The organism is Streptomyces sp. NPDC023723 (assembly GCF_040639815.1).
Taxonomy (GTDB): Bacteria; Actinomycetota; Actinomycetes; order Streptomycetales; family Streptomycetaceae; genus Streptomyces.
The window spans coordinates 1-22,644 of the sequence record NZ_JBFAAP010000061.1; the positions used below are offsets into that span (position 1 = coordinate 1).

The 22,644-nt window shown below is 73.6% G+C and carries 23 protein-coding genes and 1 riboswitch; of the genes, 14 read left to right on the forward strand and 9 right to left on the reverse strand.

Annotated features, from left to right (window positions below):
* Positions 1 to 264: 264 nt before the first annotated feature.
* The 4 genes from AB0G32_RS35045 to AB0G32_RS35060 all read left to right on the forward strand — a co-directional run bounded on the left by AB0G32_RS35045 (position 265) and on the right by AB0G32_RS35060 (position 3,894).
* A complete protein-coding gene (locus AB0G32_RS35045; protein WP_361173030.1) occupies positions 265 to 1,437 on the forward strand; it encodes an ArsA-related P-loop ATPase in 1,173 nt (390 codons plus the stop codon).
* Between the two features lie 57 nt (positions 1,438 to 1,494).
* Positions 1,495 to 2,010: a DUF5304 domain-containing protein gene (locus AB0G32_RS35050; protein ID WP_361173032.1), complete on the forward strand. Its 516-nt coding sequence runs from the start codon at positions 1,495 to 1,497 to the stop codon at positions 2,008 to 2,010.
* Positions 2,011 to 2,077: 67 nt separating this feature from the next.
* The gene (locus AB0G32_RS35055; protein ID WP_361173035.1) at positions 2,078 to 3,031 is read left to right on the forward strand and encodes an ROK family glucokinase; all 954 of its coding nucleotides are present in this window, start codon (positions 2,078 to 2,080) and stop codon (positions 3,029 to 3,031) included.
* Positions 3,032 to 3,144: 113 nt separating this feature from the next.
* Complete coding sequence (locus AB0G32_RS35060; RefSeq protein ID WP_361173039.1) at positions 3,145 to 3,894, forward strand: endonuclease/exonuclease/phosphatase family protein; 750 nt, start codon at positions 3,145 to 3,147, stop codon at positions 3,892 to 3,894.
* Between the two features lie 14 nt (positions 3,895 to 3,908).
* Here AB0G32_RS35060 and AB0G32_RS35065 read toward each other — a convergent pair whose 3' ends face one another.
* Together AB0G32_RS35065 and AB0G32_RS35070 are read right to left on the reverse strand one after the other, a co-directional pair.
* The gene (locus AB0G32_RS35065) at positions 3,909 to 4,535 is read right to left on the reverse strand and encodes a hypothetical protein (protein ID WP_361173042.1); all 627 of its coding nucleotides are present in this window, start codon (positions 4,533 to 4,535) and stop codon (positions 3,909 to 3,911) included.
* The gene (locus tag AB0G32_RS35070; RefSeq protein ID WP_361173046.1) at positions 4,528 to 5,331 is read right to left on the reverse strand and encodes an alpha/beta fold hydrolase; all 804 of its coding nucleotides are present in this window, start codon (positions 5,329 to 5,331) and stop codon (positions 4,528 to 4,530) included. Before AB0G32_RS35070 ends, AB0G32_RS35065 begins: the two co-directional genes overlap by 8 nt.
* Positions 5,332 to 5,494: 163 nt before the next feature.
* Here AB0G32_RS35070 and AB0G32_RS35075 point away from each other — a divergent pair, with 163 nt between their 5' ends.
* The 5 genes from AB0G32_RS35075 (at position 5,495) to AB0G32_RS35095 (ending at position 10,412) form a co-directional block, all read left to right on the forward strand.
* Positions 5,495 to 6,286, forward strand: coding sequence for a lysophospholipid acyltransferase family protein (locus AB0G32_RS35075; RefSeq protein WP_361173136.1), 792 nt, complete (start codon positions 5,495 to 5,497; stop codon positions 6,284 to 6,286).
* A gap of 25 nt (positions 6,287 to 6,311) precedes the next feature.
* Entirely contained in the window at positions 6,312 to 7,553 is a 1,242-nt protein-coding gene (locus AB0G32_RS35080) for a DUF5931 domain-containing protein (RefSeq protein WP_361173049.1), read from the forward strand.
* A gap of 49 nt (positions 7,554 to 7,602) precedes the next feature.
* Positions 7,603 to 8,250, forward strand: a complete 648-nt coding sequence (locus AB0G32_RS35085; protein WP_361173139.1) for a response regulator transcription factor — start codon at positions 7,603 to 7,605, stop codon at positions 8,248 to 8,250.
* Positions 8,251 to 8,301: 51 nt separating this feature from the next.
* On the forward strand, positions 8,302 to 9,330 hold the full coding sequence (locus AB0G32_RS35090; RefSeq protein ID WP_361173052.1) for a 6-phosphofructokinase: 1,029 nt from the start codon (positions 8,302 to 8,304) through the stop codon (positions 9,328 to 9,330).
* An 86-nt stretch (positions 9,331 to 9,416) separates the two neighbouring features.
* Positions 9,417 to 10,412 (forward strand): 2-hydroxyacid dehydrogenase, encoded by a 996-nt coding sequence (locus AB0G32_RS35095; RefSeq protein ID WP_361173055.1) that lies wholly within the window; start codon positions 9,417 to 9,419, stop codon positions 10,410 to 10,412.
* Here AB0G32_RS35095 and AB0G32_RS35100 read toward each other — a convergent pair.
* Positions 10,364 to 12,250, reverse strand: coding sequence for an anthranilate synthase family protein (locus AB0G32_RS35100; protein WP_361173058.1), 1,887 nt, complete (start codon positions 12,248 to 12,250; stop codon positions 10,364 to 10,366). The genes AB0G32_RS35095 and AB0G32_RS35100 overlap by 49 nt on opposite strands.
* A 242-nt stretch (positions 12,251 to 12,492) precedes the next feature.
* Between AB0G32_RS35100 and AB0G32_RS35105 the strand changes: the two genes are divergently transcribed.
* Positions 12,493 to 13,839 carry a class II 3-deoxy-7-phosphoheptulonate synthase gene (locus AB0G32_RS35105; protein ID WP_361173061.1) on the forward strand — a complete coding sequence of 449 codons (1,347 nt, stop codon included), beginning with the start codon at positions 12,493 to 12,495 and terminating at the stop codon, positions 13,837 to 13,839.
* Positions 13,840 to 13,989: 150 nt separating this feature from the next.
* A complete protein-coding gene (locus AB0G32_RS35110; RefSeq protein WP_361173064.1) occupies positions 13,990 to 14,220 on the forward strand; it encodes a (2Fe-2S)-binding protein in 231 nt (76 codons plus the stop codon).
* Between the two features lie 8 nt (positions 14,221 to 14,228).
* On the opposite strand, the gene bfr is transcribed toward AB0G32_RS35110, so the two are convergent.
* Entirely contained in the window at positions 14,229 to 14,738 is a 510-nt protein-coding gene (gene bfr / locus AB0G32_RS35115; RefSeq protein ID WP_361173067.1) for a bacterioferritin, read from the reverse strand.
* A gap of 194 nt (positions 14,739 to 14,932) precedes the next feature.
* On the opposite strand from bfr, the gene AB0G32_RS35120 reads away from it, so the two are divergent.
* Entirely contained in the window at positions 14,933 to 15,550 is a 618-nt protein-coding gene (locus tag AB0G32_RS35120; RefSeq protein WP_361173070.1) for a sulfite oxidase-like oxidoreductase, read from the forward strand.
* Positions 15,551 to 15,555: 5 nt separating this feature from the next.
* Here AB0G32_RS35120 and AB0G32_RS35125 read toward each other — a convergent pair whose 3' ends face one another.
* The 5 genes from AB0G32_RS35125 to thiO form a co-directional block, all read right to left on the reverse strand.
* A complete protein-coding gene (locus AB0G32_RS35125) occupies positions 15,556 to 16,452 on the reverse strand; it encodes a deoxyribonuclease IV (protein WP_361173073.1) in 897 nt (298 codons plus the stop codon).
* A 76-nt stretch (positions 16,453 to 16,528) separates the two neighbouring features.
* Complete coding sequence (pknB, locus tag AB0G32_RS35130) at positions 16,529 to 18,469, reverse strand: Stk1 family PASTA domain-containing Ser/Thr kinase (RefSeq protein ID WP_361173076.1); 1,941 nt, start codon at positions 18,467 to 18,469, stop codon at positions 16,529 to 16,531.
* Positions 18,470 to 18,571: 102 nt separating this feature from the next.
* The gene (locus AB0G32_RS35135) at positions 18,572 to 19,366 is read right to left on the reverse strand and encodes a thiazole synthase (RefSeq protein ID WP_361173079.1); all 795 of its coding nucleotides are present in this window, start codon (positions 19,364 to 19,366) and stop codon (positions 18,572 to 18,574) included.
* Positions 19,367 to 19,371: 5 nt separating this feature from the next.
* The gene (gene thiS, locus AB0G32_RS35140; protein ID WP_361173142.1) at positions 19,372 to 19,572 is read right to left on the reverse strand and encodes a sulfur carrier protein ThiS; all 201 of its coding nucleotides are present in this window, start codon (positions 19,570 to 19,572) and stop codon (positions 19,372 to 19,374) included.
* A 2-nt stretch (positions 19,573 to 19,574) separates the two neighbouring features.
* Positions 19,575 to 20,747 (reverse strand): glycine oxidase ThiO, encoded by a 1,173-nt coding sequence (gene thiO, locus AB0G32_RS35145; RefSeq protein WP_361173082.1) that lies wholly within the window; start codon positions 20,745 to 20,747, stop codon positions 19,575 to 19,577.
* Positions 20,745 to 20,856, reverse strand: a riboswitch (TPP riboswitch). Its footprint overlaps the gene before it by 3 nt.
* Positions 20,857 to 20,909: 53 nt before the next feature.
* On the opposite strand from thiO, the gene AB0G32_RS35150 reads away from it, so the two are divergent.
* Both AB0G32_RS35150 and AB0G32_RS35155 read left to right on the forward strand, forming a co-directional pair.
* The gene (locus AB0G32_RS35150; protein WP_361173085.1) at positions 20,910 to 21,266 is read left to right on the forward strand and encodes a hypothetical protein; all 357 of its coding nucleotides are present in this window, start codon (positions 20,910 to 20,912) and stop codon (positions 21,264 to 21,266) included.
* Between the two features lie 45 nt (positions 21,267 to 21,311).
* Positions 21,312 to 22,550 (forward strand): FAD-dependent oxidoreductase, encoded by a 1,239-nt coding sequence (locus tag AB0G32_RS35155; RefSeq protein WP_361173088.1) that lies wholly within the window; start codon positions 21,312 to 21,314, stop codon positions 22,548 to 22,550.
* Positions 22,551 to 22,644: the final 94 nt, after the last annotated feature.

Sequence of the window (22,644 nt, forward strand, 5' to 3'; positions counted from 1 at the left end):
TCCCATCCCCGCCTGGCGGCGCCGCTTATGCGCCCCGGCGGCGGCGTACATCCCTGCCCGGCGCGGCGGTTCAGCCCTGCCCGGCCCGGCAGCCCTGACCGGCGCGGCGCCTACCCCTGACTGGCGCGGCGGCCTAACCCTGACCGGCCCGGCGGCCCAGCCCTGACCGGCGCGGCCGGGAACCCCCGTGCGATCCGGGCCGCGCGTCCAGCGGACCGGACGGACCCGGGGCGCACCCGGCGGGCGAAGGTACCGTTCAGCCTCATGCGCACCCTCCTGATCATGGGCCCGGGCGGCAGCGGCCGGACGACGCTCGCCGCCGCCACCGCGCTCACCGCCGCCCGCTCCGGCACCCGCACGCTGCTGCTGGGCGCCGATGCCGAGGACACCCTCGGCGCCGCGCTCGGCGTGCCCACCGGCCCCGCCCCGGCCGCCGTCGAGGCGAACCTCACCGCCTGGCGGCCCGACCCCGCCCAGGGGTTCCGGGACGGCCTCGCCGCCCTCCAGGACCGCGCCGCCACCGCCCTCGACCTGCTCGGCGCCGCCCGCCTCGACCCCGAGGAGCTCACCCCGCTGCCCGGCGCCGGGGAACTGGCCCTGCTGCGCGCCCTGCGCACCGCCGCCCTCGCCGAGGAGCACGACCTGCTCGTCGTCGACCTGCCGCCCGCCCCGGCGGCCCTCGCGCTGCTCGCCCTGCCCGAGCAACTGCGCCGCTGCCTGCGCCGCCTGCTGCCGCCCGAACGGCAGGCCGCCCGCGCCCTGCGCCCCGTCCTCGGCCGCCTGGCCGGCGTCCCCATGCCCACCGAGGCGCTCTACGCGCACGCCGCCCGCTGGGACCTGGAACTCGCCGCCGCCGAAGCCGTGCTGGCCGACCGGAACACCGTCGTCCGGCTGGTCGCCGAACCCGGCCCGGCCGGCACCGACGCCGTCCGCGCCACCACCCTCGGCCTCGCCCTGCGCGGCCTGCCGGTGGAGGCGCTCGCCGCCAACCGCGTACTGCCCGAGGACACCCCCGCCGACAGCTGGCTGGCCGGCCCCCTCGCCCAGCAGCGCAAGGCCCTGGCGGAGTGGCAGGACGGCTACGACGTCCACGCCGTGCCGCACCTCGGCCGCGACCCGCGCGGCACCGACGACCTCGCCGCCCTCACCGCGCCCGCCGTCAACCCCGACACCGCCCCCGTCGAGTGGCCGGTCACCGACGCGCTCGCCGAGGACGGCGTACTGATCTGGCACCTCCCGCTGCCCGGCGCCGTCCGCGACGACCTCGACCTGGTCCGGCGCGGCGACGAACTCGTGGTCGCCGCAGGCCCGTTCCGGCGTATCGTCGCGCTGCCGTCCGCGCTGCGCCGCTGCACCGTGGCCGGGGCCGCCCTGCGGGACGGCCGGCTGAGCGTGCGGTTCACGCCGGACCCGCGACTGTGGCCGCGCGGCCGGTGAACCGGCCGCGGCCGTTCGGGTAACGTCGTAAGGACGAACCGTAGTCAGGAGTCCGTCATGAGCGAAGAGCTCCAGCCGCCCGACGCCGGCCGGGACGAGGCGGCCGACAGGGAACGGGCGGCCGACGCCGACGCCTGGGCGACGGCCACCGCCGAGGACCTGGCGGCGGAGAAGGAGCGCCGCCGCGCCGAGTACGGCCCGCCGCCCGGCTCCGCCGCCGAGGAACTGCGCCGCCTCGTGGACACCGTCGCCGACAAGCTGTCCGGCCTCCAGGCACCCCTGCTCGGCCCGGTCGCCGGGACCGCCGCCCAGCAGGTGGTCCGGCAGGTCGTCCAGCAGGCCAAGGCCGCCGTGGAACCGGTCATCGAGCGCAACCCGGACGTCTTCGACCACCTCGCGGCCGCCGGCGGCGAACTGCTCGCCGCCTACCGCTCCGCCGTCCAGCAGCAGGAACACCGCTGGACCACCGGCACCGACGCGCCCCGCGACGCCCGCGCCACCGGGAACCAGGACACCCCCGACGACGAGGACGGCCCGGACGCCGGTCCGGGCCAGCGCATCGACCTGGACTGACGGTCCTCGGCGACGGCGCCTCGGGTACGGTTGGCCATAGCGGGGCTCGACCGAAACTGAGGGATTCATGGGACTCACCATCGGCGTCGACATCGGCGGCACGAAGATCGCGGCCGGCGTGGTCGACGAGGAAGGCAACATCCTCTCGACCTTCAAGGTGCCGACTCCCACCACGCCCGAGGCCATCGTGGACGCCATCGCCTCGGCGGTGGAGGGAGCGCGCGCCGGGCACGAGATCGTCGGCGTGGGCATCGGCGCGGCCGGGTACGTCAACCGCCAGCGCTCCGAGGTCTACTTCGCGCCGAACATCGACTGGCGCAACGAGCCGCTGAAGGAGAAGGTCGAGGCCCGCGTGGGCCTCCCGGTCGTCGTGGAGAACGACGCCAACGCGGCCGCCTGGGGCGAGTACAGGTTCGGCGCGGGCAAGGGCCACCGCAACGTCATCTGCATCACGCTGGGCACCGGCCTCGGCGGCGGCATCATCATCGGCAACAAGCTGCGCCGCGGCCACTTCGGCGTGGCCGCCGAGTTCGGCCACATCCGGATGGTGCCGGACGGCCTGCTGTGCGGCTGCGGCTCGCAGGGCTGCTGGGAGCAGTACGCCTCCGGCCGCGCCCTGGTGCGCTACGCCAAGCAGCGCGCGGCCGCCACCCCCGAGCGCGCCGAGGCGCTCCTCGGCCTCGGCGACGGCACCCCCGACGGCATCGAGGGCAAGCACATCTCGATGGCCGCCCGGCAGGGCGACCCGGTCGCCGTCGACTCCTACCGCGAACTGGCCCGCTGGGCCGGCGCGGGCCTGGCCGACCTGGCCTCGCTCTTCGACCCGTCCGCGTTCATCGTCGGCGGCGGCCTCTCGGACGAGGGCGACCTGGTCCTCGACCCGATCCGCAAGTCGTACAAACGCTGGCTGGTAGGTGCCCACTGGCGCCCGGTCGCCGACGTGATCGCCGCCCAGCTGGGCAACAAGGCCGGGCTGGTGGGAGCAGCGGACCTGGCGCGGGAACCCGACCCGATCATGTAGTCGGGGGGAACTGCATGCCCCTGGGGGCGCGGGGAACTGCGCGACAAGCCACAACGAACCGTGAGCCGCCTACGAACCCCGCGCCCCACCCCAGTGGGCGTACATTGATCGACATGCCGCAGTTCCCCAACTCCCGCACCGAACCCGACGGTTCCGCCGTCATCCGGGTCCTGAGCTACAACGTCCGCTCCCTGCGCGACGACACCGGCGCCCTCGCCCGGGTCATCCGGGCCTGCGCCCCCGACCTGGTCCTGCTCCAGGAAGCCCCCCGCTTCTTCCGCTGGCGCAAGAAGCTGGCCCGTCTCGCGGCCGCCTCCGGCCAGGTGATTCTCTCCGGCGGCGGCACGGCGGCCGGCCCCGCGCTGCTCTGCTCCCTGCGCGCCACCGTCGAGCGCACCGAGGACGTCCTGCTCCCGCTCACCCCCGGCCGGCACCGCCGCGGCTTCGCCACCGCCGTGGTCCGCTTCGGCAGCACCCGCCTCGGCGTGCTCAGCTGCCACCTGTCCCTCCACAAGGACGAGCGGTACGAGCAGAGCGGCCTGCTCCTCGACCGCCTGGCCGGCCTCGGCGCCCCGCACGCCATCGCGGGCGGCGACCTCAACGAGCGCCCCGACGGTCCCGCCTTCCGGCGGATCGCCAAGGACCTCCAGGACTGCTGGGCCACCGCCCCCCGGGGCGACGAGCACACCTCGACCCCCACCGACCCGCACCAGCGCATCGACGCGATCTTCGCGACCCCGGGCGTCGAGATCCTCGGCTGCGGAGTCCCGCGCGGCCTGCCCGGCGTCACCGAGCACGACCTGAGGGCGGCCACCGACCACCTGCCGGTCCTGGCCGCCCTCCGGATCCCCGCGGGCAGCTGAGCGGTCCGGGGGCGTCAGACCACCGCGCCCCGGCCGGGATCGTCGTCCTCGTCGTCGTCCGTGCGCATCCGCATCACCAGCGTGGCGAAGCCGCCGAGGAAACCGCCGACGCACACGGTCGTCAGCCACCAGGTCATGTCCCAGCCCAGCAGGATCGCCACCAGCAGCAGCAGCGGACCGCCGAGCACCCCGAGCCAGGCGAACCTGGCGGTGACGTCGCCCTCCGGCAGCGGCGGCGGCTCGGGCGGCACGAAGTGGCCCTCGTCGTCCTCGCCCAGGTCGTCCCCGGCGGGCTCGGCCGGGCTGTGGTCGCGGGGTCCGACGCCCGGCGCGAAGGCGACCGAACTGCCCAGCGGCCCGGCCGGAGCCGGCTCCTCGGGAGGTTTCACCGCCCCGGCGCCGTCCTGGCCGGCGTCATTGGTCTGCGGATCCAGCAGCGCCAGGTCCTCGACCGACTTGAACGGCTTCGAGCCCGGCGGGTCCGGCGGCTCCTCGCCGTACCCGGCGACGATCGCGGCCCAGGCGGCCTCCTCGTCGAAGGGCACGCTCTGCTCCGGCGGGGCGGCCGGGTCCAGACCCCCGAGCTCCCCCCGCTCCTCGCGTTCCTCGCGGTCCTCACGGTCGGAGTCGTGCTCAGCCACCTGCGGCCGTCCCTTCCTTGCCGAGACCGGGCTCCGGCTCCTTGACGAGACCGGGGGCGAGCCGGGCGACGAAGGAGACGCTCTCCGTGTGGATCCGGTCCGCGTCGTGGTCCAACGTCGCCACGTGGTAGCTCTGTTCCAGCAGGATCTCGGTGACGTCCGTGGACGACACCCGGCCAAGGACGCGGGCCGAGTCGGCGGGCGGCACCACATGGTCGCGCGGGCTGCGCATCAGCAACAACGGCTGGGTCACCTGCGGCAGTTCCCGGTCGACGGTCCGGAAGAAGTCGCGCAGCGAGTACGCCGCGTGCAGCGGCACCCGGTCGTACCCCAGTTCGGTGCTGGTCGGTTTGGCGATGTCGCTGGCGATGCCCTTGGTGGCCGGCAGCAGGTGCCGGATCACCGGGAGCGCGTGCTGCGCCAGGCCGTGCATGCGGGCTGCCGGGTTGACCACCATGACGCCGTGCACCGCGGCGCCGTGCCGGGCCGCCAGCCGCAGCGCCAGCGCGCCGCCCATCGACAGCCCGGCCACGAACACGCGCGCGCACCGCTCGCGCAGCGCGCGCAGCTCCCGGTCCACCTCCGCGTACCAGTCGGGCCAGCCGGTGAGCTGCATGTCCTGCCAGCGGGTGCCGTGTCCGGGCAGCAGCGGCAGCGCGACCGTCAGACCGTGGCCGGCGAGGTGCTGGGCCCAGGGGCGCAGCGACTGCGGGGAACCGGTGAAACCGTGACAGAGGAGGACGCCGACCTCCCCGCCCTCGTGGCGGAACGGCTCGGCTCCTGGAAGGACCGGCACGCTACGGACTCCTGTTCGTCAAGGGGGCTGGCACGCGCGGGTGCAGGTACTTCACCGTACGCGACCGCACGGACACCGACCAGGGCCGTAGGCCCCTTTGCCGGTGCCCCGGGTTATGGTCTGTGCGACACACACAGGAGGCACTCGGTTGTTGTACGGCGCGATGAAGGTCACCGTCGGCGGTTCGCTGAAGCTTGCCTTCCGGCCCTGGGTGGAGGGCCTGGAACACGTCCCGGCCACCGGGCCCGCCATCCTGGCCAGCAACCACCTGTCGTTCTCCGACTCGTTCTTCCTGCCGGCCGTCCTGGACCGCAAGGTCACCTTCATCGCCAAGGCGGAGTACTTCAACACGCCTGGCGTCAAGGGACGGCTGACGGCGGCGTTCTTCAAGGGCGTCGGCCAGCTCCCGGTGGACCGCTCCGGGGCGCGCGGCGCCGGTGAGGCCGCGATCAAGAGCGGCATAGAGGTCCTGGAGCGCGGCGAGCTGTTCGGCATCTACCCCGAGGGCACCCGGTCGCCCGACGGCCGGCTCTACCGGGGCAAGCCCGGCGGCCTGGCCCGGGTGGCGCTCGCCACCGGCGCGCCGGTGCTGCCGGTCGCCATGATCGACACCGAGAAGATCCAGCCGCCGGGCAAGGTGATGCCCAAGCTGATGCGCCCCGGCATCCGGATCGGCGCGCCGCTGGACTTCAGCCGCTACCAGGGCATGGAACACGACCGGTTCGTGCTCCGCGCGGTGACCGACGAGGTCATGTACGAGATCATGAAGCTCTCCGGCCAGGAGTACGTCGACATGTACGCGACCGCCATGAAGCGGCAGCTCGCGGACGCGGCGAAGGCGGAGAAGGAGGCGGCCAAGGAGGCCAGGGCCGCCCTCGCCCGCGCGGAGAAGGAACAGGCCGACAAGGAGCGCGACGCCGAGGCGCGCGACGGGGACCAGAGCCCCGGGTCCTGACCGGACCCGGACGGGGGTGGGGGAGATGGCCAAGCGCGAGCGGGTCATGCGGATGTCGGTCGAGCAGCCGCTGTGGCGCGCCCTGACCGCCTACCGCGTCCTCACCATGGTCTACGCGATCGGCCTGTTCGGCACCGCCTACGAGCACTTCACCCGCCCCTGGCTGGCCGTCGGCTACTACGCCGTGCTGGCCGTCTGGACGCTCGCCACCCTCCCCAGGGTCGCGAACGCCGCCGCCTGCACCAAGCGGTTCCTGGCCCTCGACCTCACCGTCGCCCTCACCGGCGTCCTGCTCACCCCGCTCGCCGACGACCCCGACCGGATCGCGTCCGGCGGCCCGACCCTGCCCTCGATATGGACCGCCGGCGCCGTGCTGGCCTTCGCGGTCAAGGGCGGCTGGCGCTGGGCCGCCGTCGCCTCCACCCTGGTCGCCGCCGCCAACCTGGTCGAGCGCGGCAGCCCGGCCCGCGACACCGTGCACAACGTGCTGCTGGTCTGGGTCGCCGCCATCGCCATCGGCTACGTCGTCGAGGTGGCCCGCGCCTCCGAGCGCACCCTCGCCCGCGCCCTGGAGATCGAGGCCGCGACCAGGGAGCGCGAGCGGCTGGCCCGGGACATCCACGACAGCGTGCTCCAGGTGCTCGCGATGGTGCAGCGGCGCGGCGCCGTGCTCGGCGGCGAGGCGGCCGAGCTGGGCCGGATGGCCGGCGAGCAGGAGATCGCCCTGCGCACCCTTGTCTCCGGCGGCCTGGTCCCCGTCTCCCGGGCCTCCGAGGACGCCGCCCAGGGCGCCGTCGTCCGCGCGGTGGACGAACCCGAGACCCCCGACACCGGCCCGGCCGACCTGCGTACGCTCCTCGCCCGGTACGCCGGCGCCCGGACCGTCCTGGCCGAACCCGGGGCGCCGGTGCGGCTGGCGCCCGCCGCCGCCCGGGAGGTCGCCGCGGCCGTCGGCGCGGCTCTGGACAACGTCCGCGCGCACGCCGGCGAGCAGGCCCGCGCGTGGATCCTGATCGAGGACGAGCCCGACGAGGTGATCGTCACGGTCCGCGACGACGGCCCCGGCATCCCCGAGGGCCGGCTCGCCGAGGCCGAGGGCGAGGGACGGCTGGGGGTGGCCCTGTCGATCCGGGGCCGGCTGCGCGACCTCGGCGGCTCGGCCGAACTGATCTCGGTGCCCGGCCAGGGCACCGAGGTCGAGCTGAAGGTACCGAAGGACGCGACAGGCGTGACACCCGCGCGGGGGAAGGCGGCAGGACGTGACTGAACAGCGGGGGCCGGTCCAGGAGACCGGCGAAAGCGAGGTCATCAAGGTCATGGTGGTCGACGACCACCCCATGTGGCGCGACGCGGTCGCCCGGGACCTGGCCGAGTCCGGCTTCGCGGTGGTCGCCACCGCGGGCGACGGCGACCAGGCGGTCCGCCGGGCCCGCGCCGCCGCCCCGGACGTGCTCGTCCTCGACCTGAACCTGCCGGGCAAGCCCGGCGTCCAGGTCTGCAAGGAGGTGGTCGGCGCCGACCCGCGCGTCCGGGTCCTGGTGCTGTCCGCGAGCGGCGAGCACGCCGACGTCCTGGAGGCCGTGAAGTCCGGCGCGACCGGGTACCTGCTGAAGTCCGCCTCGACCGGCGAACTCCAGGACGCGGTCCGCCGCACCGCCGCCGGCGACCCCGTCTTCACCCCGGGCCTGGCCGGCCTGGTCCTCGGCGAGTACCGCCGCCTCGCCGCCGAACCGGCCCCCGCCCCGGACACCGACGCCCCCGGCGCGCCCCGCCTCACCGACCGCGAGACCGAGGTGCTGCGGCTGGTCGCCAAGGGCCTGAGCTACAAGCAGATCGCCGAACGCCTGGTCATCTCGCACCGCACGGTGCAGAACCACGTCCAGAACACCCTCGGCAAGCTCCAGTTGCACAACCGCGTGGAACTGGTGCGGTACGCGATAGAACGGGGTCTGGACGACGCCTGACTCGCGCGGGACAGTGGCCTGACCCACCCACCGTGACGAAGGGGTTGCGCGATGAGGGTCGGAGTACTGACCGGCGGCGGTGACTGCCCCGGACTCAACGCCGTCATCCGGGCCGTCGTCCGCAAGGGCGTCCAGGAGTACGGCTACGACTTCGTCGGCTTCCGGGACGGCTGGCGCGGCCCCCTGGAGGGCGTCACCGTCCCCCTCGACATCCCGGCCGTGCGCGGCATCCTGCCCCGCGGCGGCACCGTCCTCGGCTCCTCGCGCACCAATCCGCTCCAGCACGAGAACGGCATCCAGCGCGTCAAGGACACCCTCGGCCGGCTGGACGTCTCGGCGCTGATCACCATCGGCGGCGAGGACACCCTCGGCGTGGCCGGCCGCCTCGCCGACGAGTACGGCGTGCCCTGCGTCGGCGTACCGAAGACCATCGACAACGATCTGTCCGCCACCGACTACACCTTCGGCTTCGACACGGCGGTCGGCATCGCCACCGAGGCCATCGACCGGCTGCACACCACCGCCGAGTCGCACATGCGGGTGCTGGTCGTCGAGGTGATGGGCCGGCACGCCGGCTGGATCGCCCTGCACTCGGGCCTGGCCGGCGGCGCGAACGTGATCCTCATCCCCGAGCAGCGCTTCGACACCGAGCAGGTCTGCGCCTGGGTGACCTCCCGGTTCCGGTCGTCGTACGCGCCGATCGTGGTGGTGGCCGAGGGCGCCATGCCGCGGGACGGCGACATGGTGCTCAAGGACCAGTCGCTGGACTCCTTCGGCCACGTACGGCTGTCCGGGGTGGGCGAGTGGCTGGCCAAGCAGATCGAGAAACGGACCGGCAAGGAGGCCCGCACCACGGTCCTCGGCCATGTCCAGCGCGGCGGCACCCCGAGCGCCTTCGACCGCTGGCTGGCCACCCGGTTCGGGCTGCACGCCATCGACTGCGTGCGCGACGGCGACTTCGGCACGATGGTCGCGCTGCGCGGCACGGACATCGTCCGGGTCCCCATCGCCGAGGCCACCGCCCGGCTGAAGACCGTCGACCCGAAGCTGTACGACGAGGTCGGGGTGTTCTTCGGCTGACCGGCGCGCCCCGGGCGGGCGTCCTATATTCGGGTGGAGCAGCCCGTACTCGGGTGTGCCGGCCCAGCGACCCGGGAGCGTCCGCCGTGCAGATCCTCGCCTTCGGCGTGCAAGCCGACGAGCAGCCCCTGATCGAGCGGGCCTTCGCGGGCCGGGCCGAGGTCCGCTGCCTGGACGTCTTCCTCAACGCGGACACCGCCCCCATCGCGGCCGGCCACGAGATCGTCTCCAGCTCCGTCAACGCCGACCTCGGCGGGTCCGTCCTGGAGATCCTCGGCGCCGGCGGCACCCGGATGGTCGCCCAGCGCTCCACCGGCTTCAACAACATCGACCTGGAGACCGCCGAGCGCCTCGGCCTGACCGTGGCCCGGGTCTCGTCCTACTCGCCGTACTCGGTCGCGGAGTTCGCCTGGGCGCTCGCGATGGCCGTCAACCGCCGGGTGGTGCGGGCCTCCAACCGCACCCGCGACTTCGACTTCCGCCTCGACGGCCTGATGGGCCGCGACCTGCACGGCCGCACCGCCGGCGTGCTCGGCACCGGCAGGATCGGCGAGGCGTTCGCCCGCGTCGCGCACGGCTTCGGCATGCGGCTGCTCGGCTGGGACGTCACCGAGAACCCGGCCTGCCTGGACCTGGGCATGCGCTACGTCCCCAAGGAGGAACTCCTCGCCGAATCCGACCTGATCACCCTGCACGTCCCCCTGATGCCCGAGACCCGCCACCTGATCGACGCGCGAGCCCTGAAGGCGATGCGCGACGACGCGATCCTGGTCAACTCCAGCCGCGGCGGCCTCGTCGACACCGCCGCCCTGGTCGGCGAACTGCGCGCGGGCCGCTTCACCGGCGTCGGCCTGGACGTCTACGAGGCGGAGGCGGGCCTGTTCTTCCTCGACAAGTCACTGACCGCCGTCGAGGACGACACCCTGGCCCGCCTCGTCACCTTCCCGAACGTCCTGGTCACCTCGCACCAGGCGTACTACACCGAGGACGCCGTCGGCCAGATCGTCGACGCCACGGTGCGCAACGTGCTGGACTACCGGGCCGGCCGCCGCTCCGAGAACGTGCTCGTGCCGCGCAGCTGACCGGCCAGCTCCCGCAGGATCGCCGCGCCGTCCAGCGACAGCACCGACTCCGGATGGAACTGCACGGACGCGAACCCCGGCCCGCGCAGCGCGTGCACCTCACCGTGGGCATCCCGGCTGACCTCGATGCCGTGCGCGGCCAGCTCCGCGCCGGTCTCCTCGTCGCAGCGCGCCACGAAGCTGTTGTAGAACCCCACGGTGGTCCGCCGCCCGAACAGGTCGATCTCCGTCTGCGCCCCCTGGTACGGCACCTCCTTGCGTACGATGTCCAGCCCCAGCTCCGCGGCGATCAGCTCGTGCCCGAGGCAGACGCCGAGCACCCCGTGCCGACGGCCGCGCAGCACATCGGCGGTGAGCGAGCGCAGCAGCCGCATCTTGGGGTCGGTCAGATCGGCCGGGTCGCCCGGCCCCGGCCCCAGCACCACCGGCCCGCCCGCGTGCCCGAGCACCGCCGCCCGCAGCCCCGGTTCGTCGTACCGCCGGACGGTGACGTCCAGGCCGCCCGAGCGCAGCATGTGCGCCAGCATCGCCGTGAAGGTGTCCTCGCCGTCGACGACCAGCGCGTGCCCGGTCGGTTCCCCGGCCGGCTCCTGCATCCGCAGCCAGAACGGCGCCAGCGAGGAGCGGCGCCCGTCCAGCGCGGCCCGCACCCGGGGATCGTCGGCGAGCCCCGGCCGCGCGCTCTCCCGGCGGGGCCGGCCCGGCCGTACGCCCAGCGCGGCCAGCACCCCGGCCGCCTTGGCGTGCGTCTCCGCCACCTCACCGGCCGGGTCGGAGCCCCGTACCAGCGTCGCCCCGACCGGCACCCGCAGCCGCCCGTCCGCGCCGATGTCGGCGGTACGGATCAGGATCGGCGAGTCGAGGGTCTGCGCCCCGCCCTCGTCCCGCCCGATCAGCGCGAGCGCGCCCGCGTAGTAGCCGCGCCCGCCGCTCTCGTGCCGTTCGATGACCCGGCAGGCGTTCTGCACCGGCGAGCCGGTCACCGTCGCCGCGAACATGGTCTCCCTCAGGACGTCCCGCACATCCAGCGAGGACTTGCCGCGCAGCTCGTACTCGGTGTGCGCGAGGTGCGCCATCTCCTTCAGCCGCGGCCCGACGACGACCCCGCCCATGTCGCCGACGGTGCACATCATCTTCAGCTCCTCGTCGACCACCATCGACAGCTCCTCGATCTCCTTGGCGTCGGCGAGGAAGCGCAGCAGGTGCTCGGGGGTCGGGCCCTCGGCGGGATAGCGGTACGTCCCGCTGATCGGGTTCATCACGACCGTGCCGCCGCTCATCCGCACATGCACCTCGGGGCTGGCCCCGACCAGCGTCCGGTCCCCGGTGTGCACCACGAACGTCCAGTACGCGCCCCGCTCGCCCGCCAGCAGCCGCCGGAACAGCGCCAGCGCGTCGGCCCGCCCGAACCCGGGCAGCCGCCCCCGGTAGGTCCGCCGGATCACGAAGTTGGCGCCCTCGCCCCGCCCGATCTCCTCGTCCAGCACGCGCCCGACGATCCCCGCGTACTCCTCGTCCCCGACGTCGAAGCCGCCGCCCTCGACCCGGACCTGGTGCCCGGGGAGCTGTGCCAGGGCGGCGGCGAGCGGGATCTCGTACCGCTCCTCGGGGGTGAGTGCCAGCAGCGGGGTGCCGTCGTCGCGGACGTCGAAGCCGCGCTCGCGGATCTGCCGGAAGGGGACGAGGGCCAGGCAGTCGGCGGGCAGGTCGGCCAGGCGCGGGTACTCCGTCACCGGCCCGCGCAGCAGTTCCACCGTCTCCTGGTCATGACCGGGGGTGCGGCGGCGCAGCAGGGCGAACGGACGGGGATCGTCGAGAAGATCGAGCAGGTGTGCCATCGGGCGTCGGGTTCCTTCTGGGAAGGAGAGACGGACCCGGAGCCGGAAACACCGAAGGCCGCCTCTCGGGCGGCCTTCGCGAAGTCTTGAGTACGCGCAGTCAGCGGGCCGCCACAGGAGCGGTCCACCACCAGTTCTGGGTCGGTTGCGCGAACATGCGAGGCACCCTACCCCAGGTCCGCGGTGTCCCATACTTTGAGCGGTGTACCGGACTCCCGGCAACCAACCCGTAACCTGAGTGCGTGACCGCTAACGCTTCCTCTGTTGCAGTGAACACCTGGCGAGACCTCCCGGCGGCCCAGCAGCCGGAGTATCCGGACCAGGCGGCCCTTCGCGAGGTCGTCGCCGAACTGGAGAGCTTTCCGCCGCTCGTCTTCGCGGGCGAGTGCGACCAGCTGCGTGCCCGGCTGGCGGCCGTCGCCAAGGGAGAGGCGTTCCTCCTCCAGGGCGGCGACTGCGCCGAGGCGTTCGACGGGGTGTCCGCCGACCACATCCGGAACAAACTCAAAACCCTCCTCCAGATGGGCGCCGTCCTCACCTACGCCGCCTCCGTGCCCGTGGTGAAGGTCGGCCGGATCGCCGGCCAGTACTCCAAGCCGCGGTCCAAGCCGACCGAGACCCGCGACGGCGTGACGCTGCCCACCTACCGGGGCGACTCGGTCAACGGCTTCGCCTTCACCGAGGCGGACCGGATCCCGGACCCCGAGCGGCTGAAGCGGATGTACCACGCCTCCGCCTCCACGCTGAACCTGGTCCGCGCCTTCACCACCGGCGGCTACGCCGACCTGCGCCAGGTGCACGCCTGGAACCAGGACTTCGTGAAGTCGTCCCCGTCCGGCCAGCGCTACGAGCAGCTCGCCCGCGAGATCGACAACGCGCTGAACTTCATGCGGGCCTGCGGCACCGACCCGGAGGAGTTCAAGACCGTCGAGTTCTACGCCTCCCACGAGGCGCTGCTGCTCGACTACGAGTCCGCGCTCACCCGCGTGGACTCCCGCACCGGGCAGCTGTACGACGTCTCCGGGCACATGGTGTGGATCGGCGAGCGCACCCGGCAGCTGGACCACGCGCACATCGAGTTCGCCTCCAAGATCCGCAACCCGATCGGCATCAAGCTGGGCCCGGCCACCACGGCCGAGGAGGCGTTGCAGTACATCGAGCGGCTCGACCCGGACCGTGAGCCCGGCCGGCTGACCTTCATCGTCCGGATGGGCGCCGACAAGGTCCGGGACAAGCTGCCCGAGCTGATCGAGAAGGTCACCGCCTCCGGTGCCACCGTGGCCTGGATCACCGACCCGATGCACGGCAACACCTACGAGGCCGCCTCCGGGCACAAGACCCGCCGCTTCGACGACGTGCTCGACGAGGTCAAGGGCTTCTTCGAGGTGCACAAGGCGCTCGGCACCCACCCGGGCGGCATCCACGTGGAGCTGACCGGCGACGACGTCACCGAGTGCGTGGGCGGCGGCGACGAGATCTTCGTCGACGACCTGCACCAGCGCTACGAGACGGCCTGCGACCCCCGGCTCAACCGCAGCCAGTCGCTGGACCTGGCGTTCCTGGTGGCGGAGATGTACCGCGACCAGTAGAGACGCTTCACGGAAGCGAATGGGGCGCGGGTCACACAGGATCCGCGCCCCTTCCGCTTTTGCCGCACCTACGGGATGGGTAAGGTTAGGTTTGCCTCACCGGCGCAGTCGGTACGGCACGACCTTGACCCCGCCCGGGAGGTGAACCGCGTGTTCGTCTGCTCTTGCTTCGGTGTGACCGAGGAACAGGTGAGGTCCCACGCGGACGCCGGTGCCTGCACGCCCCGGCAGATCGCCTCCGCCTGCAAGGCGGGCACCGACTGCGGCGGCTGCGTACGGCGCATCCAGGCCCTGCTGGGCCGGGGTGCCTGCCCCCGCCGCGAACTGATCGACCGGGGCGCGCCCGCCCCGCTGACGGCGGAGCTTCCCGAGGCCGCCTAGCGGCTCGCCTAGTAGCTCTGGGTGCCCGGGCCGGAGGCGTCCGGCTGGGACTGCTCGATCACCGTCGACAGGTACAGCGACTCGCCCAGCTTCTCGATCAGTTCCAGCTGGGTGTCCAGGTAGTCGATGTGGTGCTCCTCGTCGGCGAGGATCGCCTCGAAGATGTTCGCGGACGTGATGTCGTTCTTGTTGCGCATCACCTCGATGCCCCGGCGCAGCCGGTCGATGGCCTCGACCTCGACCTCCCGGTCCGCCTGGAACATCTCGGTGACCGTCTGGCCGACCCGGACGTGGAAGAGCCGCTGGTAGTTCGGCAGTCCGTCCAGGAGCAGGATGCGGTCGGTCAGGATCTCCGCGTGCCGCATCTCGTCGAAGGACTCGTGACGCGTGTACTTGGCGAGCTTGGTCCAGCCCTTGTGATCCTGCAGTTTCGAGTGCAGGAAGTACTGGTTGATCGCGGTCAGCTCGGCGGTCAGCTGCTCGTTGAGGAATTCGATGACCTCGGGGTCGCCCTGCATCGCAGAGGCTCCTTCCACACGGGAACTGGCAGGTTGCGCCGCATGATTGCACTGGTTTCGAAGATCGTCCAGTAAGTCTTCACTTAGTAAGTAAGTCCTGGCTTAGTCCATTTCATTGGCTATTGCTCGGCTTTAAGGCTGACTTTAAATGGGCCCGTTCCTGGACAACGGCCTCGGTCTGTCAGGATGGAGTCATGGGTCAGCCGGTGGGAGACGAGTCGGGGGAACTGCCGCCGGGGCAGCGGCTCCAGCGCGGCTGGCCGGTCACCCACTACGGGCCGGTCCCCAAGTTCCGGCCCGAGCGCTGGGAGTTCCGGGTCTTCGGCGCCACCGCCGACGGCGAGAAGCACTGCTGGAACCACGAGGAGTTCACCGCGCTGCCGTACATCACCGTGATGGGCGATCTGCACTGTGTGACGAAGTTCAGCATGCTCGGCGCCGAGTGGGGCGGCATCCCGGCCCGCACCGTCCTCGGCATCGCCCCGCCCGCCCCCGCCGTCACCCATGTGATGGTCTGGGCGGAGTACGGCTACAGCGCCAATGTCCGGCTGGCCGACTTCGCCGACGAGCGCACCCTCTTCGCCACCCACAAGGACGGCGAACTGCTCACCGCCGAGCACGGCTTCCCGCTCCGGCTGATCGTCCCGCACCTGTACGCCTGGAAGGGCCCCAAATGGGTCCGCGGCATCGAGTACATGACCGCGGACCGGCGCGGCTTCTGGGAGGAACGCGGCTACCACAACCTCGGCGACCCGTGGCGCGAGCAGCGCTACTCCTACCAGGAGGAAGCGGGCGACGGCCCCGAGCTTTAGGGGGCTCAGCCGTCCCGGAGCTTCTTCAGCCGCTCCACGTCCGCCGCGTGGCCCTCCTTGCCGCCAGGGGTCTCGATGATCAGCGGGACGCCCGCCGTCGCCGGGTGGGTCATCAGCTCCCGGAACGGGTCCTCACCGATGTGACCGGCGCCGATGTTGGCGTGCCGGTCCTTGTGGGCGCCCACCACGTCCTTGGAGTCGTTGGCGTGGATCAGCTTCAGCCGGCCCGCGCCGACGGTGTCCACCAGCAGATCGAGGGTCTGGTGCGTGCCGGCCGGTCCGGCCAGGTCGTGCCCGGCGGCGAAGATGTGGCAGGTGTCCAGGCAGACGCCCAGCTTCGGATGGGCGTCCAGCGCCTCGAAGTACGGCCCGAAGTCCCAGGTCCGGGCGCACAGCGAGGCACCCTGGCCGGCCGTCGACTCCAGCAGCAGACACGGGTCGTCGTCGTGGGTCAGCTCGTCCAGCAGCGGCAGCAGCCGCTCCCGTACCTGGGCGAGGGCCACCGCCCGGTCCCGGCCGCCGGTCGCGCTGCCGGTGTGCACCACCACGCCGAGCGCGCCGATCTCCCGGCCCCGGCGCAGCGAGTGCCGCAGCGACTCCACCGACTTCGCCGCGGTCGCCTCGGTGTGCGAACCGAAGTTGATCAGGTACGGGGCGTGCACATAGGCGGGGACCGACTCCGCCGCGCAGGCCGCGCGGAACGCCGCGTCCTGCTTGGGGTTGCCGGCCGGGGTGGCCCAGCCGCGCGGATTGGCGACGAAGACCTGGACGGCCTCCGCCTTCAGGTCACGGGCGTAGGGCAGGCCCACGGAGTGCAGGCCGCCGGCGACCGGGACGTGGGCGCCGACGGGGTTGCGGCGGGCGGGCGAGGGCGAGGGCTGGGGGGAAGGTGTTGTGCTCATGTCCCGGTCCAGGATGCCAGGTGTCGGGGGTGGGGTGTCAGGGCCGGGTCAGGGGCCGGTTGTCACGGACCGCGCGTCAGCGAATCGTGAGGGTGATCTTGGAACCCTTCGGGGCGGTGTCGCCGCCCGCCACGGACTGGCTCTTGACCGTGTCGCCGAACAGACCGAGCAGCCCGCGGTCCTCCTCGACCTCGAAGCCGGCCTCCTCCAGCTGCTGCCGGGCGTCGTCGACGTCGGCCCCGACCACGTCCGGGACCTCGATCCGCTCCGGGCCCTTGGAGACCGTCAGCGTCACCGTGGCGCCCTCGGCGACCTGCTCGCCGTCGCCCGGCGACTGCCGCGCGACCTCGCCCGCCGCGTAGTCGTCGGAGGTCACCTTCGCCGCCGCGACCGTCACCTTCAGGCCCGCCTCGGTCAGCTCGGCGCGCGCGTCCTCGAGGTCGTCGCCGGTGACGTCCGGGACGTCGACCGCGCGGCCCTTGCTGACGGTGAGCGCGACCGCCGAACCGGCGCGCACCGTGGTGCCCGGCTCCGGCTCGGTGGAGATCACGAAGCCCTTGGGGACGTCGTCGCTGAACGCGCGGGTGACCATGCCGGGCTCCAGCCCGTCCTGCTTCAGCACCGACCTGGCCCGGTCCAGCCGGTAGCCCGCCACATCGGCCAGCTTCACCGTCCGGGGGCCGTCGGAGACGGTGAACGACACCGAGTCGTTGTTCCGGATCCGGGTGCCCGCCGTCGGGTCGGTGCTGATCACCGCGCCGCGCTCCACCGTGTCGCTGTACGCGTGCTTGACGTCGCCGACGTCCAGACCGGCCTGCTCCAGCCGGTCCTCGGCCTGCGCCTCGGTCTTCTCCAGCAGCGGCGGGACCTCGGTGAACTGGCCCGAGTTGATGTACCAGACGCCCGCGCCGACGCCGAGCGCCAGCAGCACGGCGACGACGACCGCGAGCGGGCCGCGGCGCAGACCCGGGCCGCGCCGCGGCGGGGGCGGCGGGGTGTCCAGCCGGCTGGTGCGGTCGTAGCCGTCCGCGAGCGGTGCCTCCTCCTCGTTCACCGGCAGCGGACGGATCATGGTCAGCGCGCGCGGGATGACGCTCGTACGGTCGTCGGCGTTGTCATGGCCGCCGGGTCCGTCGGCCAGCGCCTGCGGCGGTACGGCGTCCAGCTGGCCGGCGGTGAGCGTCCCGCGCGCCTCGCGGGCCAGCGCGAGCAGCGCCACCGCGTCGTGCGGACGGATCTCCGGGCGCCGCGCGGTCGCCGTCGCCACCAGCTCGTCCAGCTCGAACGCCAGGTCCGGCACGGCGGCCGACGGCGGCGGCACGTCCTCGTTGAGATGCTGGTAGAGCACCTGGGCGGGGGAGTCGCCCCGGTGCGGCTTGGCGCCGGTCAGCATCTCGTACAGGACCACCCCGCAGGCGTAGACGTCCACGCGCGGGTCGGCGGTGCCGTGCTCGATCTGCTCGGGCGCCAGGTAGGAGACGGTGCCCAGCACCGCGCCGGTGGTGCTGGTGACCGTGTTCACGGCCCGGACCAGGCCGAAGTCGGCGACCTTGACCCGGCCGTCGTCCCCGATCAGCACGTTCTCCGGCTTCATGTCGCGGTGCACGAACCCGGCGCGGTGCGCGGCGCCGAGCGCGGCCAGCACCGGCTCCAGGATGTCCAGGGCCGCGCGCGGCTGGAGCGCCCCGCGCTCGCGCAGCACGTCGCGCAGGGTGCAGCCGGAGACGTACTCCATCGCCAGGTAGACGTAGACCCCGTCGGTGCCCTGGTCGAAGACCTGCACCACGTTGGGGTGGGCCAGCCGGGCGACCGACTTGGCCTCCCGGATGAACCGCTCCACGAAGGTGCCGTCGGCCGCGAGCGCCGGGTGCATCACCTTCAGCGCGAGCACACGGTCCAGGCGGGTGTCCACGGCCCGGTAGACCGTGGCCATCCCGCCGACCGCGATCCGCGCGTCGACGCGGTACCGGCCGTCGAGCAGCTGCCCGACCAGAGGGTCCTGAAGGGTCGTGTCCACGCAGGTGAGTGTACGAGCCGTCGCTGACAGTCGGCTGTGGACGGCCGCGGCCGGGACGCTACTGCGACGCGGCTGTGACGCGGGCCACCGGGCGCGGCCGGCTCAGAAGGCCGGCCGCTCCGGGTCGAGCGCCGCCATGCCGTCCACCGGGGAGGAGGCCGCGGCGAAGTGGCGGCGCGGGATCCGGCCCGCGAGCCGGGCCAGCCGGCCGCCCTCCACCGCGTGCCGCATCGCCTCCGCCATCAGCACCGGCTCCTGCGCCCGGGTCACCGCCGAGGCGAGCATCACGCCCGCGCAGCCCAGCTCCATCGCCAGCGCCGCGTCCGACGCCGTACCGGCCCCGGCGTCCAGGATCACCGGTACGCGCGCGTGCTCGACGATCAGCTGGAAGTTGTGCGGGTTGCGGATGCCGAGCCCGGACCCGATCGGCGAGCCCAGCGGCATGACCGCCGCGCAGCCGACGTCCTCCAGCTTCCGCGCCAGCACCGGGTCGTCGTTGGTGTACGGCAGCACCGTGAAACCGTCGTCGACCAGCGTCTCGGCCGCGTCCAGCAGCTCGACCGGGTCCGGCAGCAGGGTGCGTTCGTCGGCGATGACCTCCAGTTTGACCAGGTCGGTGCCGAGGGCCTCGCGCGCCAGGCGGGCGGTCAGGACCGCCTCCCCGGCGGTGAAGCAGCCCGCCGTGTTGGGCAGCACCCGGATGCCGAGCCGCTCAAGGACCGACAGCACGGAGCCGTGCACGGACGGGTCCACCCGCCGCATGGCGACCGTGGTCAGCTCGGTCCCGGACGCCACCAGGGACCGCTCCAGCACGTCCAGGCTGGGCGCCCCGCCGGTGCCCATGATCAGCCGGGACGCGAAGGACGTACCGCCGAGGACGAAGGGATCGTCGGCCATCTGGGTCAGCCTCCTTGGACGGCGGTGAGGACTTCGACGCGGTCGCCGTCGGACAGCGCGGTGGCCGCCCACCGCGCGCGCGGGACGACGGTCTCGTTGAGGGCGGCGGCCACCCCGGACGGCGCCCGGGTGAGGGTTTGGACGAGGGCGTCCAGCGCCGTGCCGGGGGCCACCTGGCGCGGCTCCCCGTTGACCGAGATGCGCAGGCTCATACGGGCTGCTCCATGGGGACGGGGGCGGCGGCGAACCGCCCGGGGGCGAAGGGGCGGGCCTCCTCGGGCAGCTCGCCGGTGGTCAGCACGTGCGCCATGACGTCGCCGGTGACCGGGGTGAGCAGCACACCGTTGCGGAAGTGCCCGGTGGCCAGCAGCAGGCCGGCCAGGGCGGTCGGGCCGAGCAGCGGCGCGTTGTCCGGGGAGCCGGGACGCAGGCCCGCGAGGGTCTCCGTCAGCGGCAGCTCGGTGATGCCCGGGACCAGCTCGTGGGCGTCGCGCAGCAGCTCGTAGACGCCGCCCGCGGTGACCGTGGTGTCCCAGCCCAGCTCCTCGCTGGTGGCGCCGACGACGAGTTCGCCGTCGGCGCGGGGCACCAGGTAGAGCGGGTTGCCGCGCACCACCGCGCGGACGGTGCGGTTCAGCAGCGGCGGCCGCCCGGGGAGCATGGCCAGCCGCAGCACCTGGCCCTTCACGGGCCGGACCGGCGGCAGGGCACCCGCCGGGACGCCCTTCAGCCGGCCGCTGAGGCTGCCGGCGGCCAGCACCACCCGCCCGGCCGCGAGCGTGGCGCCCCCGGTCGTCACGACGCCCGTCGCGCGCTCCCGGCCGACGGTGAGCCGCTCGGCCGTACTCCGGTGGAAGACCACGCCCGCCCGCTCGCAGGCGGCCAGCAGCGCCGCCGCCAGCCGCCGGGGGTCGATCTGATGGTCGCCGTCCACCCGCAGCCCGCCGCGCACGCCCGGCGCGAGCATCGGCTCCAGCCGCCGGCAGTCACGCCCCGACAGCCACTCGGCCGCCAGGCCCGACCGCTGCTGGAAGGCGTGCAGCTCCCGCAGGTGCGCCCGGTCGTCGGCGTCGAGCGCGACGGCCAGCGTGCCGCACCGCCGGTAGCCCAGGTCGTGCCCGGTGGCGTCGGTCAGTTCGGCGGCGAACTCCGGATAGCGGCGGGCCGACGCCAGGTTCAGCGCCAGCAGGGTCTGCTCGCCGTAGTGCAGCTCGGTGACGGCGGCCAGCATCCCGGCCGCCACCCGCGCGGCGCCGCCGCCCGGCGCCGAGTCCACCACCGCCGTGGCCAGCCCGCTCTGCGCGGCCCGCCACGCGGTGACCAGCCCGATGATCCCGCCCCCGACGACCAGCACGTCGGACGTGTCTGACATGGCTGACATGGGCGTCCAGCCCCTCCCTTCGCCGGCATGACCCGGATCAGGTTCGTACGGTCGGAGGCCGCCAGCCTCCCTCTCAGCCCGGTGCGTCCGGGCTCCCGCGAGTGCCTTACGTTGGCCACCCTAACTGCTCGGTATCAGCCTCTGTAAGGGAGCGTCCCGCCCGTGGTCCGTTCGCTCGACGGTCTCGTGTTCGCCCCGGTCGCCGACCAGGCACCCGGCCAGGTCGGCACCCGCACCCGCTTCACCTACCACGAGGAGGACGGCGCCGTCTGGGCCGAGTACGCCGGCGGCGACGTGGTCCGCGGCCACCTGGTGGGCACCCGCGCGGGGGACCGGCTCGACTTCCGGTACGTACAGCTGCGGACCGACGGCAGCACCGCCTGCGGACACTGCGTGTCGAGCGCCGTCGCCCTGCCGGACGGGCGGGTGCGGCTGACGGAGACCTGGCGGTGGGAGTCGCGGCCCGGCGGCGGCACCAGCGTGGTGGAACAGGTCACCGACTGTGCAGCAGCTCACTGAACGTGCCCCCTGACCAACACCGCGTCAGCTGACTAAGGTGATCAGGTGAGCGAGCAGACGCAGCAGCGGGGCGGCCCGGCGCGGCGCGTGGTCGTCGTGGGCGCGGGCATGGCCGGCGTGCAGACGGCGGTCGCCCTGCGCGAACAGGGCTTCACCGGCACCGTGACCCTGATCGGCGCCGAACCGCACCAGCCGTACGACCGCCCCCCGCTGTCCAAGGCCGTGCTCCTGGGCACCGCCGAGGGCTCCGCCTTCGACATCGACTTCGAGGCGCTCGGCATCGAACTGCGGCTCGGCCTGACGGCCGTGGGCGTCCGCCCCGGCGAACACCTGCTGGACACCTCCGCGGGGCCCGTGCCGTACGACGCCCTGGTCCTGGCGACCGGCGCCGAGCCGCTCCGGCTGCCCGGCGCCGACGGGGTCCCCGGCGTCCACCTGCTGCGCACCCTGGACGACGCCGAACGGCTGCGCCCGGTGCTGCACCGGCAGCACGACGTGGTGGTGGTCGGCGCGGGCTGGATCGGCGCCGAGTTCGCCACCGCCGCGCGGGAGGCCGGCTGCGCGGTGACCGTCGTGGAGGCCGCCGACCGGCCGCTCGCCGGGGCGCTGCCCGCCGAGGTCGCCGCCCCCATGGCCGACTGGTACGCCGACGCCGGCGCCGTACTGCGCACCCACGCGCGCGTGCGGCACGTCGAGCCCGGCGCGGTGCTCCTGGACGACGGCACCCGGGTGCCCGCCGGCGCGGTCGTCGTCGGCATCGGCGCCCGGCCCGCCACCGCCTGGCTGGCCGGTTCCGGAATCGCCCTCGGCCCGTACGGCGAGGTCCTGGCCGACGACCGCCTGCGCGCCCGCGCACCGGACGTGCACGCGGTCGGCGACTGCGTGTCCTTCCCCTCCGGCCGCTACGGCGAGCGGCTGCTCGTGCACCACTGGGACAACGCCCTCCAGGGCCCGCGCACGGTGGCCGCGGACATCATCGGCGCCGTCGCCGGGGAGCCCGCGGCGGTCTACGACCCGGTGCCGTACTTCTGGTCCGAGCAGTTCGGCCGCTTCGTCCAGTACGCCGGACACCACCCGGCCGGCGACACCACCCTGTGGCGCGGCGACCCGGCCGGACCCGCCTGGACCGTGTGCTGGCTGCGCGAGAACCGGCTCGTGGCCCTGCTGGCGGTGGGCCGGCCCAGGGACCTGGCCCAGGGCCGCCGCCTGATCGAGTCGGGCACGGCGATGAACCCGCGCCTGCTCACCGACCCCGCCAGGCCACTGAAGTCGGCGACGGCCTGACCGCACCGGGAAGGGCCGGCGTGAGGGTGTCCGCCCGCACCGGCCGGCGCACCGGACCCGCACCGGCCGCCGCGGGCATCCGTACCCCGACAGC